At 68.8% G+C, this 11,278-nt stretch carries 11 protein-coding genes and 1 riboswitch; of the genes, 4 read left to right on the top strand and 7 right to left on the bottom strand.

What is annotated here, in order from left to right; translation table 11 throughout:
• Positions 1–392: 392 nt before the first annotated feature.
• From ACH01S_RS41220 to ACH01S_RS41210, 3 genes are all read right to left on the bottom strand, one after another.
• The gene (locus tag ACH01S_RS41220) at positions 393–749 is read right to left on the bottom strand and encodes a hypothetical protein (protein ID WP_067905706.1); all 357 of its coding nucleotides are present in this window, start codon (positions 747–749) and stop codon (positions 393–395) included.
• 61 nt (positions 750–810) lie between these two features.
• Positions 811–1,398, bottom strand: coding sequence for a phospholipid scramblase-related protein (locus ACH01S_RS41215; protein WP_067905704.1), 588 nt, complete (start codon positions 1,396–1,398; stop codon positions 811–813).
• 357 nt (positions 1,399–1,755) lie between these two features.
• Complete coding sequence (locus tag ACH01S_RS41210; protein WP_218010578.1) at positions 1,756–2,856, bottom strand: LysR family transcriptional regulator; 1,101 nt, start codon at positions 2,854–2,856, stop codon at positions 1,756–1,758.
• On the opposite strand from ACH01S_RS41210, the gene ACH01S_RS41205 reads away from it, so the two are divergent.
• Positions 2,855–4,114 (top strand): MFS transporter, encoded by a 1,260-nt coding sequence (locus ACH01S_RS41205; protein ID WP_067905700.1) that lies wholly within the window; start codon positions 2,855–2,857, stop codon positions 4,112–4,114. The two genes, ACH01S_RS41210 and ACH01S_RS41205, sit on opposite strands and share 2 nt — an antisense overlap.
• Positions 4,115–4,130: 16 nt before the next feature.
• On the opposite strand, the gene groL is transcribed toward ACH01S_RS41205, so the two are convergent.
• Complete coding sequence (gene groL / locus ACH01S_RS41200; RefSeq protein WP_067905698.1) at positions 4,131–5,759, bottom strand: chaperonin GroEL; 1,629 nt, start codon at positions 5,757–5,759, stop codon at positions 4,131–4,133.
• A 1,155-nt stretch (positions 5,760–6,914) separates the two neighbouring features.
• Between groL and ACH01S_RS41195 the strand changes: the two genes are divergently transcribed.
• The 3 genes from ACH01S_RS41195 (at position 6,915) to ACH01S_RS41185 (ending at position 8,966) form a co-directional block, all read left to right on the top strand.
• Positions 6,915–7,442, top strand: a complete 528-nt coding sequence (locus tag ACH01S_RS41195; RefSeq protein ID WP_067905696.1) for a hypothetical protein — start codon at positions 6,915–6,917, stop codon at positions 7,440–7,442.
• Positions 7,443–7,523: 81 nt separating this feature from the next.
• Complete coding sequence (locus tag ACH01S_RS44975) at positions 7,524–7,766, top strand: hypothetical protein (RefSeq protein ID WP_067905693.1); 243 nt, start codon at positions 7,524–7,526, stop codon at positions 7,764–7,766.
• An 885-nt stretch (positions 7,767–8,651) separates the two neighbouring features.
• Positions 8,652–8,966, top strand: a complete 315-nt coding sequence (locus ACH01S_RS41185; protein ID WP_083981735.1) for a hypothetical protein — start codon at positions 8,652–8,654, stop codon at positions 8,964–8,966.
• Between the two features lie 39 nt (positions 8,967–9,005).
• On the opposite strand, the gene ACH01S_RS41180 is transcribed toward ACH01S_RS41185, so the two are convergent.
• From ACH01S_RS41180 to thrC, 3 genes are all read right to left on the bottom strand, one after another.
• Positions 9,006–9,347 carry a DUF5713 family protein gene (locus ACH01S_RS41180; RefSeq protein ID WP_067905689.1) on the bottom strand — a complete coding sequence of 114 codons (342 nt, stop codon included), beginning with the start codon at positions 9,345–9,347 and terminating at the stop codon, positions 9,006–9,008.
• Between the two features lie 104 nt (positions 9,348–9,451).
• A complete protein-coding gene (locus ACH01S_RS41175; protein WP_067905687.1) occupies positions 9,452–9,730 on the bottom strand; it encodes a MoaD/ThiS family protein in 279 nt (92 codons plus the stop codon).
• A 13-nt stretch (positions 9,731–9,743) separates the two neighbouring features.
• Positions 9,744–10,991, bottom strand: a complete 1,248-nt coding sequence (gene thrC, locus ACH01S_RS41170) for a threonine synthase (RefSeq protein ID WP_067905685.1) — start codon at positions 10,989–10,991, stop codon at positions 9,744–9,746.
• 16 nt (positions 10,992–11,007) lie between these two features.
• Positions 11,008–11,149, bottom strand: a riboswitch (SAM riboswitch).
• Between the last annotated feature and the right edge of the window lie 129 nt (positions 11,150–11,278).

The following is an 11,278-nucleotide window of genomic DNA, read 5'->3' as shown; positions in this document are numbered from 1 at the left end:
CTCCGAACCCGCTTGCGCGGTTTCGTTCCGGCGGTGGAACCATTTCATCAGATCCGGCCCGATTGTCAAAACCGAGCCTTTCCGACGCCACCACGACGCACAAGACACGGCGAAGCCGTGTCGGCTGAGACGGTGGTGGTTGGTTTCCCCGCGGGCCGGCCACCTTTCGGCGTCCTGCAACCCCGTGGGGCGAAGAGAACTGTATGCCGCCGAGATGCGCGCGTCAAACCGGCTCACAGGCGTTCGGCATGCGCGGACGCCCCGGCCGCCAGGCCCGGTGGCGCTTCCGCGATCGTTCTACCTCGACCTTTGTCCGGTTTCACCCCTGTCTGCCCGCTGCCGCAAGGCCCGCGAACCCCTCAATATTTCATTTTGGCAACGGCGCGTCGCCGCTACGGTTTGGCTAGATATCCCCCGATGAACAGCACGCCTTCGGCCAGGACCCAGCCGAAGGCGGCGCCGGTGAGAAGGGCGTCCAACCGGTCGGGACGGCGCCGGACTCCCGGCATCCCCCACGCGGCCACGGCCACGATCGCGGCGAGCGCCGCGATCGGTGCGGAGACGAGCACCGCGTCCTCGAAGCCTTCGCCACATCCCGCGTCGCGCTTTTCGTTCTCGCCGCAGAAGGCGGCGTCGCCCCAGCCCCCGAGGGCGGAAAAGGCCCAGAGGGCGGCCAGCGCACAGTTCGCGATCGTCGGAACGGCCGGCGAGATCCACCAGCCGTTCGATCGCCCGGGCACGGCCTGCACGTCCGGAACGTACCTCGCGGCACGCGGACCGGGAAGACCCATGCGCGGACATCGTCCCCGATCAGGTGATCTCCTTGGACTCGTGGAGGTTCATGTCCATCACGATGGCGGTCATCACGGCCATCGTGCGCAGTGGCTCCGGGACGGGATCGAAGATCTCCACGGCGTACTTGTCCGCCGTCGTCAGCAGGTGGGTGGCGAGGCCCGCCCACTTCTTGCGGACGTGCGCGACCTTGTTCCCGGCGGTGTCGCTCACCTCGAAGTTGGTCCGCGGGACGTCCACCGCGACCATGCCGATCAGAGCTCCCTCGCCGTCGTAGACGACGTAGCGGCGGCCGACCCTTTCGGTGACGAAGGAACCGTAGGAATCGCCTTCCGGCGTGAGGATCTCCGTGTATTCGCGTCCGGCCTGCTTGTCGACGATGTAGAGCGGGTCGCCGTCCGGGGTGGTCAGCAGAACGGCGCGGGGGTCGAGATTCGACTTGCCGGGGACCACGCCGCGCATCTCGACGTGCCCCTGGCTGTCCGCGGGCGCCGCGATGGCGAGAACGGTTCCGGCGTCGTCGAGAACCTTGTACCGCGATTTGGCGAACGGCCCCCTGCGGGGCTGTTCCACTCTGAGCACCGGGGAGCCGAACACTTCCGTCACGTGTTCTCCTGCCTCATCGGCCGCGACTGCGGGCCGCCTCGTCGTCACCATCCCGGCGCGCTCCGCGCGATTCGCGCGTTGCGCCGCCAAACGGCGATCCTGCCAAGCCCCGCACCGGAGGGGAAGCACCCGGCGGCCGAAAGCGGCGGCCGTTCGCGCTCGCGGTCGCGTTGACCTGCGCATGCGCCATTCTGGAATGGCATGGGGGAAAGTGACGTGTGTCTCTCAGGTGGGATCGTCCGGCCCGGGTCGCGATCACGGTCGATCTCCCGGTGGCGGGTGCGAATTCGTCATCGCGGATCGGCGCGTCCAATCGCGTTGATCTGCGGAAAACGCGGGCGGCCGCGCGATGCCGCGTCACCGGGCCGCCCAGGGCGGCGTCCAGGTGTCGCGGAGGCGGGATCGGCCGGGACGCGTCAGGTGGGTGCGCAAGGTGGCCAGCGCCGGGTGGGGGTTGTCGGCCCGCCAGATCAGGGAGTGCGGATAGGCGGGGGTCGGCGACCGGACGGGAATGCGCCGCAGCCCGTATGCGTCCGGCCAGAGGAGGCGGGTCTGGTCGCCGACGAACGTCGCGAGGGACGGGGACCCCGCGACCACGTCCAGGAGCGGCTCGGTTCCGAACTCGGGGCCGACACGGTCGATGGTCAGGCCGAAGGCGGCGGCCAGGTCGTCGTAGTAGGCGGCCCATTCCGTGCCGGTGATGATGCCGGGCATCCAGATGCGGTGCCCGGCGAGGTCGGCGGGCGCGACCGCGCGGGCGGCGGCGAGCGGGTGGCGCGGGCCGGTGAGGAGCTGGACGGGCTCGTCCAGGACCCGGGCGGCCTCGGCGCCGGCGGGCAGCTCCCCGGTGAGGGCGCGGAAGGACGCGTCGATCGTCCCGGAATGGACGGCGGCGATCGCGGTGTCGGCGTCGAAGAGCGTCACGACGTCCAGCGCGATGCCGGGGTGTGCCCGGTGGAAGTCGCGCAGGAGGGCGGCCGGGGCGAGGGCGCGTCCGATCACGTCGACGCGGAGCGCGCGGCGGCCGGGCCGGACCGACGCCGCCGCCCTCTCCGCCGCGCCCAGAAGTTCTCGCGCGTGGGGCAGGAAAGCCTGTCCGTCGATGGTGAGCCGGGCGCCGCGCGGGGTGCGGGTGAACAGGTGAACGCCGAGGTCGCGCTCCAGTGCGGCGATGCGCTTGGACACCGCCTGCTGGCTGATCGACAGTTCCGCGGCGGCGTGCTGGAACTGGCCCGCGTCCGCGACGGCGACGAAGGTGCGCACGGCGTTGAGGTCCACGTCGGCCGACTCTAGGACGGCGCTACGACGGAACAACCATCCGTTGTACCCGGGCACCCGGACGGTTGTTTGATCCCGGTGTTCGCTGCTCGCTACGGTCTCGCCGGTCCACCGGAGGTTGTGCCGGTGGCCGGACGAGACGGCGGGCAGGCGGCAGGCGGGCGGGGGTGCGCGCGACATGGCGAGACGATCGCTCGGACGGCCGTTCGAGTTGCTGTGGGTCTCGTTCGCGGTGAGCGCGACCGGCACGCGGCTCGCGCACGACGCGTTCCCGCTGATCGCGGTCCTGGTGCTGCACGTCGGGCCGGCGCGGGTGTCGGCGCTCGCGGCGGCGGGGCTCGCGGTGGGGGCGCTGGTCGCGGTGCCGCTCGGCCCGTGGGTGGAGTTCCGCCGCAAGCGTCGCGTGATGATCGCGATGGACCTGGTGCGGTTCGCGGCGATGCTGAGCGTGCCCGTCGCGTACGCGTTCGGGCGGCTCGGGTTCGTCCAGCTCCTGGTCGTGTCGGTGGTCGTCGCGGCGGCGGGGATCGCGTTCCGGTCGGCGAGCGGGGCGGCGCTGAAGTCGCTCGTCGCGCCCGGCGACCTGCTCGCCGCGAACGGGCGGTTCGAGTCGACGACGTGGACGACGACCGTCCTCGGACCGCCGCTCGGCGGGGCCGCGATCGGGCTGTTCGGCCCGGTCACGACCGTGGTCGCGGACGCGGTCAGCTACCTGCTGTCGGCGGGCGCGATCCGCGCGATCGGCGGGGACGAGCCGCGTCCCGTCCGGACGGAGCGGGCGCGGGCGGGCGGCCTGCTCGAAGGGTGGCGGCACATCCTCGCCCATCCGGTGCTGCGTCCGCTGTTCCTCAACACGGTCCTGGTCAACGGCCTGATCATGGCGACGGCGCCGGTGCTGGCGGTGCTGATGCTCGGCGACCTCGGGTTCGCGCCATGGCAGTACGGGCTGGCGCTCGGCGTCCCGTGCCTCGGCGGGCTCGTCGGCGCCCGGCTGTCGGGGCGGTTCGTCGCACGGTTCGGGGAGCGCCGGGTCATGCTCGCGGCGGGGACGCTGCGGGTGTGCTGGCCGGTCGGGCTGGTGTTCGTCCGGCCGGGGGCGGCGGGGCTCGTGCTGGTGGTCGCCGTCGAGTTCGCGCTGATCCTCTGCATCGGGGTGTTCAACCCGGTCGCGGCGACGTACCGGCTCACGGAGACCGCGGCGGACCGGGTCGCCCGGACGCTCTCCGCGTGGACGATCACCGGCAACGCCGTCACCGCCGTCCTGACCGGGCTGTGGGGCGTGCTGGCCGGGGTCGCGGGCCCGCGCGCCGCGCTCGGGATCGCGGGGGCGCTCATGCTCGCGACCCCGGTCCTCCTCCCCCGCCGCGACCGGACGCCGCCCGACGCGGGAACGCAAAAGGGGCGGCCCGAAGGCCGCCCCTCTCAGGTCACGCGTTGATCGTTCGCCGTTCGGCTCAGAAGTCCATGCCGCCGGCGTCGGGCATGCCGCCCGCCGGAGCCGGGTTCTTCTCGGGCTTCTCGGCGATGACCGCCTCGGTGGTCAGGAACAGCGCGGCGATCGACGAAGCGTTCTGCAGCGCGGACCGGGTCACCTTGGCGGGGTCGAGGATCCCCGCGTCGAACATGTTGGTGTAGTCGCCGGTGGCGGCGTTCAGGCCCTCACCCGGCGTCAGGTTGCGGACCTTCTCCACCACGACGCCGCCCTCAAGACCGGCGTTGACGGCGATCTGCTTCAGCGGCTCCTCCAGAGCGCGCTTCACGATGTTCGCGCCGGTGGCCTCGTCGCCCGACAGCTCCAGCTTGTCGAACGCCTTGGCGCCCGCCTGCAGCAGCGCCACGCCACCGCCGGGGACGATGCCCTCCTCGACCGCGGCCTTGGCGTTGCGGACGGCGTCCTCGATGCGGTGCTTGCGCTCCTTGAGCTCCACCTCGGTCGCCGCGCCGGCCTTGATCACCGCGACGCCGCCCGCGAGCTTGGCCAGGCGCTCCTGAAGCTTCTCGCGGTCGTAGTCGGAGTCGGTGTTGTCGATCTCGGTGCGGATCTGGTTGACCCGGCCCGCGATCTCGTTGGCGTCGCCGGCGCCGTCCACGATCGTGGTCTCGTCCTTGGCGATGACGATCTTGCGCGCCCGACCGAGCATGTCGATCGAGGTGTTCTCCAGCTTGAGGCCGACGTCCTCGCTGATGACCTGGCCGCCGGTCAGGACGGCGATGTCGTTCAGCATGGCCTTGCGGCGGTCGCCGAAGCCCGGGGCCTTCACGGCCACGGACTTGAAGATCCCGCGGATCTTGTTGACGACCAGCGTGGCCAGGGCCTCGCCCTCGACGTCCTCCGCGATGATCAGCAGCGGCTTGCCGGACTGCATGACGCCCTCAAGCACGGGCAGCAGGTCCTTGTTCGCCGACACCTTGCCCTGGACGATCAGGATGTACGGGTCCTCCAGGACCGCTTCCATCCGCTCCGGGTCGGTCACGAAGTAGTGCGAGATGTAGCCCTTGTCGAAGCGCATCCCCTCGGTGAGCTCAAGCTCCAGACCGAAGGTCTGGCTCTCCTCGACCGTGATGACGCCTTCCTTGCCGACCTTGTCCATCGCCTCGGCGATCATCTCGCCGATCTGCGGGTCGCCGGCGGAGATGGAGGCCGTGGAGGCGATCTGCTCCTTGGTCTCCACGTCCTTCGCGAGCTTGGACAGCTCCTCGCTGACCCGCTCGACCGCGGACTCGATGCCGCGCTTCAGCGACATCGGGTTCGCCCCGGCCGCCACGTTCCGCAGCCCCTCGCGCACCAGCGCCTGGGCCAGCACGGTCGCCGTCGTCGTGCCGTCACCGGCGACGTCGTCGGTCTTCTTGGCGACCTCCTTGACGAGCTCCGCGCCGATCTTCTCCCACGCGTCTTCGAGCTCGATCTCCTTGGCGATCGACACGCCGTCGTTGGTGATCGTGGGGGCGCCCCACTTCTTCTCCAGCACGACGTTGCGGCCCTTGGGACCAAGGGTCACCTTGACGGCGTCGGCGAGCTGGTTCATGCCGCGCTCAAGACCGCGACGGGCCTCCTCGTCGAACGCGATCATCTTTGCAGCCATAGGCTCCAGTCCTCCCGGAACAAGGTGGCTTAGACGGATCGAGCCGACGCCCGCGACGGACGGCCCCCGCCGACGACTGCCATTCCGCCGCCGGACTGGAGCCTCATCGCCCCGACCCAGACTGTGAAGTTGTCACTCTCCACAGCAGAGTGCCAACCGTTTGTTTAGCACTCTACCCTGTCGAGTGCAAGCGCCGCGCATCCTCGCGACCGGAAGGTTCATCTACCGTCCCCGACCTGTTCCCACCTGCACCGAAACCCGATCCGCGGGTCTCGCGCGTGTGCGGTCGTCCACCGGTACCCACGGAACAGTCGCGAAACACGAACCCGAAGATGGAGCGCCGGACGGCCGGTCTGTTCCGCACGTTCCGTGGCGGGCGTGGAAGGAGCCCCCCAGCGCTGCGTCAACGCGCCGGTTCCTGATCTCCTCGTCGCCGTCGATGCAGTGAGCATAGGTGCTCAGCAGCACCGCCACCGAGCGCCCACCACGAGCCGCCACGTTGCCCCCCGGAACCCCACCCGTTCAACCAGAGCGCCAGGCACGCCTGCCACATCCTCGGCCACGCCGAACTCGTCGATGTCAGCTCGCAAGATCTTCAGGACAGGCCGGAACCGAGCGCTTCACTCCCTCGGCACACGCCTTGAGGCTGCGCGACTGGTGGTACTGCCCATCGTCGGTCCATTGCTTCCCCGAGGCTCGGTTAGAACCTGCAAGCAGGAGACGACCCCAACCAATGGCCGGAAGTTCGCACTCTTCCAGCCGAAGCGCAACGGCCTCCGAGGGACGAAGACCCGCGAAGTACAGGCAGTCGAAAAACGCATAGAGATGCCGCCTAACCCGAGGAGCGACAACCAGAACCGCCGCGAGCAACGCCCGCCCCTGCCGCAGGTTGGCAACAGGACCCGCAAACTCACATAGGTCCACAGCACGCGCGGGCAGGCCGCAGCCCACCACCAGTCCGTCGATCGACAGCCAGCCAAAACCGCAGTGCTGAGAACGCCTACAAGAACTGGATGAAGGACGACCACATTCTCGATAGCGACAGCTTCTGGGTCCGGATCGACCAGTGATCGACGTACCCACTTAGCTGGCAAGATGGGGCCGCCCTGGCTTTCCAGCAGCGCAGGGCGGCCCCCCAGTTAGACTCACAACGATATGAGACCTGCGCCGTTCAGTATCACCGTCCGACTCCCAGTCAGTTTCGGTACCTACTTCCTCGCGGAGGAAGAAAGCCCACTAGACGATGGCGGGATCGGCCAGATCTTCAGCACCAACACACTCGCCACCGTCACCGGCGAAGGTCACGCCGCCTTCATGGCCGGAACACACACCGGGGATATCACTCTCACGCTCACCGCCTCCGACAGCGAGCCGCGGCTGAACGTCCACGACTGGGACACGGTGGTGGACCTCACCTTCGACAGCCCGCACGGTAACGCCGTGATCATTGACGCCGACGGTGAGGAGCCTCCTGCTCTGCGCGGCCGCAGCCCCATGCGCGGCGTGCCGGGCCGCTACCGGATCCGGATACAGGCCCGAGGCCGCAACGCTGGCCACCTTTCCGAAGGACAGATCCCAGCGAACCAGGAGCCACCTGAACATCACCACATCTGCGTGTGGCTTGATCCGAACGCCGCAGTCGGCGAGACGATCCACCAACTGGACTCGTTCGCAGGTGCTTGACCTCAGCACGAAGCAGAATTGCCAAAGGCCAATCTTGCTTACACGTCATCTCATTTGGCGAGTCGGCGGTGCCAGATCAGGGTGACGGCGATACCGACGAAAACCAGGAACTGCGTCCCCACCCTTGCACGGCCGAACACCCCCGCTCCCGCCGTCACCGGCCAGGGCACCGGTGCCACGCTTCCGCTCCCCAAGGCCAACGCCGCCGTCCAGCCGCCCACGGTCGGAGCCGACTTCGCCGCCATCAACGGCGCGTTGCGCCGCCTGTACTTCTCCGTGCAGCCCGCCCAGCTCCACCCCGCCGTGGTCGAGCACACCAGCTAGGCACGCAACTCCTCGCCGAGACCACCGGCGTCCCGCGGACCATCCTGGCCACCGCACTCGCCGAGTCTCTGCTCCTGGTCGGCCGCATCGAGTTCTTCGACCTCCGCCAGCCCGAAGACTCCGAAGACGCCGACGCCTCCTACTTAAGGCGTACCCCCCGTCGAGAACAAGCTTGATCGTTTCAGCGACACGCCGGTGTCCCGTGCACAACCGGAGGCCTGCTGCAATTGCCCTCCATGTACGGTCGCCCATGCGGCATCCAGCTAGCAGCTTTACCATGGGATCCTCATCGTCCCTACGAGGGTTCGCAACATCTTCTGCACGGTGATGCGGCCCGTCCCGTGGCGTCCTCATTGTCGCTATGAGGGTTCGCAACTCTGGGGCCTTGCGGATGCCCGGAAACGTCTCTCGCTACAGATCAGATGCTCTGCGGAATTGGGCTGTTTGGGGTCAAGAGGCGGCGGCGCTTAGGACGCTGGCACGGTCCCGCGTCTGGCCGCCCGGAGCGTGCGGCGTGGGCGCCGGTCACCGGGCGGCCGCGCGGGCCGCGCATCGCATCACCACCGCCGGACCCGCCCCGCTACGGGTACGCGCAGCCGCGCTGGCGTCACCGGGAGTTGCACATCCGACTCCGCCTGTGCAGGGACGTTGCAACGTTAGATGGAAGGTGTGTGGCTCTCCCGCCTGACCCGGGTCGGTCTGTTCAGCTGTTTTCGGTGCCTCCCAGCGGAATCAGGAAGAAAGGCGTCGAGTGCTACAGCGGCGCGGCTTGTCGGGGCCGTGGGTAGGGTTCTGGCATCGCCGCCAATCGCTCTGCCGAGAATGGCTGTTGTCCGCAGGTGGCATTATGGGTGGGTGGACACTTGGGTTTACATACGGGGATGGTTGCAGTTCTACGGGCAGAAGGCTGAAGCCGAGCGTATCGTCCGGCGAGGGGACTCGGCGGGATGGGCTTTTCCGGAAGGCGGGTGGCTCGACGCGGCGTGCTATGCCCGAGCCGTGCGCTCCTACGAGTCCGAGGCCGTCCTGGAGCAGGTTCGGGAGATCGCCGCGCTTCCCGCCATGGACGAGGACGACGACCGGGTATGCGGGCTCTTCCTTGCCGTTCACAAGGACGAATTTCAGACTGAATGGCTGGTCAGAGACGGGGAGGTTCGGGTCGGTCGGGCGCCGGAGCGCTATGACTGCCTCTGGCGGTAGAAAGCCCTGAGCATCCGCTCCATGAGTGGGGCGGGTGGGTTACCAGTCTCGGTTGGCTACTAGTTCTTCTAGGTCTGCGTTGGGGAAGTTGTAGGCGGTGGCTATGAACCAGAAGTCCTCGGCCAGGAAGTCGCGGGCTATTGTTTCGATTTCGCTGTCCGCCTCGTAGAACTCTTCGGTCAGGTCGTTGAGTTCCTCTGTCGCCGCCTGGGTCAGGGTGTAGAGGGCCGGCAGGTCGGAGGGGGTCTCGGCCTCTATCCGTTCGCAGAGGCGTAGCAGGATCGCCTTCGCCTTGGCCACCAGGTGGTCGGGGTAGTAGTCGTCCTCGAACATCTTCTGCAGGAAGGCGTGGTCGGCGATCTGCTGGTTTTTGAGCGGCACCCTGTCTCCTCGGTTGACTGGCGCCGATATTGCACCATGCCTGTGACAAAAGAAGAACCCGGTCCCGGCGCGCGGTGGGGGCGCGCCGGGATCGGGTTCGGCTCTCAGCCGCCGGCGACGGCGGGGATGATGGAGATCTGGACGCCCTCGGGGGTCGCGGTGTCGAGGCCGTCGGCGAAGCGGACGTCCTCGTCGCCGACGTAGACGTTCACGAAGCGGCGGATCTTTCCGGCGTCGTCCAGGATGCGGGCGGAGATGCCGGAGTAGCTGGCCTCCAGGTCGGCGACGACCGCGCGCAGGGTGGCGCCCTCCGCCTTCACCTCCGCCTCGCCGCCGGTGTAGGTCCGCAGGATCGTCGGGATACGGACGGACACGGTGCTCATGCTGCTCCTTTTCTCAGGCGAGGCCCGCGGCGCGGAACGCTTCCAGGGACGGGGCGATGTTGGCGGACGGGGCGACGACCGGCGCGACGGCGTCCAGGGTCTTCAGCCCGTCCCCCGAGTTGATGATCACGGTCTCGGCGGACGGGTCGAGCGCGCCGGTGCCGATCAGCTTGCGCAGCGTCGCGACGGTGACGCCGCCCGCCGTCTCGCCGAAGATGCCCTCGGTGCGGGCGAGCAGCCGGATGCCCTCGACGACCTCGTCGTCGGTGACGTCCTCGACCGCGCCGTTGGTGCGGCGGGCGACGTCCAGGACGTAGGGGCCGTCGGCCGGGTTGCCGATGGCGAGGGACTTCGCGATCGTGTCCGGCTTCACGGGGCGGATCACGTCGTGCCCGGCCTTGAACGCGGTCGCGACCGGGCCGCAGCCCGCGGCCTGGGCGCCGAAGACGCGGTACGGCCGGTCCTCGACGAGGCCCAGCTTGATCAGCTCCTGGAACGCCTTGTCGATCTTGGTGAGCTGGGAGCCGGACGCGACCGGCACGACGATCTGCTCCGGCAGCCGCCAGCCGAGCTGCTCGGCGATCTCGTAGCCGAGGGTCTTGGAGCCCTCCGCGTAGTACGGCCGGACGTTGACGTTGACGAACGCCCAGTCGTCCTGCTCCCCGGCGATCTCCGAGGCGAGCCGGTTCACGTCGTCGTAGTTGCCGTCGACCGTCACGAACGTCCCGCCGTAGACGGCCGTCGTGATGATCTTCTGCGACTCCAGGTTCGACGGGACGAACACGGCGCTGCGGATCCCGGCGCGGGCGGCGGCCGCGGCGACGGCGTTGGCGAGGTTGCCCGTGGACGGGCAGGCCAGCACCTTGAAGCCGAGCTCGCGGGCGGCGGCGAGCGCCACGGCGACGACGCGGTCCTTGAACGAGTGGGTCGGGTTGCCGCTGTCGTCCTTGACCCAGAGGCTCTGCAGGCCGAGGCTCTCGGCGAGGTTGTCGGCGCGGACGAGCCGGGTCAGCCCGGGCTCGGTGTTCGGCGTGTCCGCGATGGTGGACGGGACGGGCAGCAACCCCCGGTACCGCCAGATGTTGCGCGGGCCGGACTCGATGCTCGCGCGGGTGACGCCCCCGAAGTCGTATGCGATCTCCAGGGGGCCGAAACACTCCTCGCACGCGTAGTGCGGCCCGAGATCGCGGGACGAGCCGCATTCGCGGCAGACGAGGGCGGTAGCCGGTCCGAGGTCGGCGGTGGCAGGCGTGAGTGCCATGCTGGCGAGGCCTTTCTCCCCATCTTTCCTGCGCCACCTTGGTCGCAGGCCGGAGTTGGCACCATCTCCCGGCCGGCCTCGCAGGATCGCGAGTACGCCTTAGCCGGGTGGTTGCCGGGGCTTCGCAGGGCCGGTCCCTCCACCCCTCTGGATGAGCTGTATTCAGTTGTCGAGCGCCAAGCCGCTTTGGGCTTGTATGCGTGACTTTACATGAACTGACCGGATGCAAGACAGGTGGGTCCGGCCCTTGAGACGTTACCCGGACGAGTTCTTGATCACGCGCGGGA

This window comes from Actinomadura chibensis NBRC 106107 (assembly GCF_001552135.1).
Taxonomy (GTDB): Bacteria; Actinomycetota; Actinomycetes; order Streptosporangiales; family Streptosporangiaceae; genus Spirillospora; species Spirillospora chibensis.
This window is presented reverse-complemented; position numbering and strand designations above follow the sequence as displayed.

Bases quoted from the DNA above. Each gene is read 5' to 3' on its own strand.
- ACH01S_RS41205 (WP_067905700.1), top strand. From the start codon at position 2,855: ATGGCGAGACGATCGCTCGGACGGCCGTTCGAGTTGCTGTGGGTCTCG.
- ACH01S_RS41210 (WP_218010578.1), bottom strand. From the start codon at position 2,856: ATGTCGCGCGCACCCCCGCCCGCCTGCCGCCTGCCCGCCGTCTCGTCC.
- groL (WP_067905698.1), bottom strand. From the start codon at position 5,759: ATGGCTGCAAAGATGATCGCGTTCGACGAGGAGGCCCGTCGCGGTCTT.
- ACH01S_RS41195 (WP_067905696.1), top strand. From the start codon at position 6,915: ATGAGACCTGCGCCGTTCAGTATCACCGTCCGACTCCCAGTCAGTTTC.
- ACH01S_RS41175 (WP_067905687.1), bottom strand. From the start codon at position 9,730: ATGAGCACCGTGTCCGTCCGTATCCCGACGATCCTGCGGACCTACACC.
- thrC (WP_067905685.1), bottom strand. From the start codon at position 10,991: ATGGCACTCACGCCTGCCACCGCCGACCTCGGACCGGCTACCGCCCTC.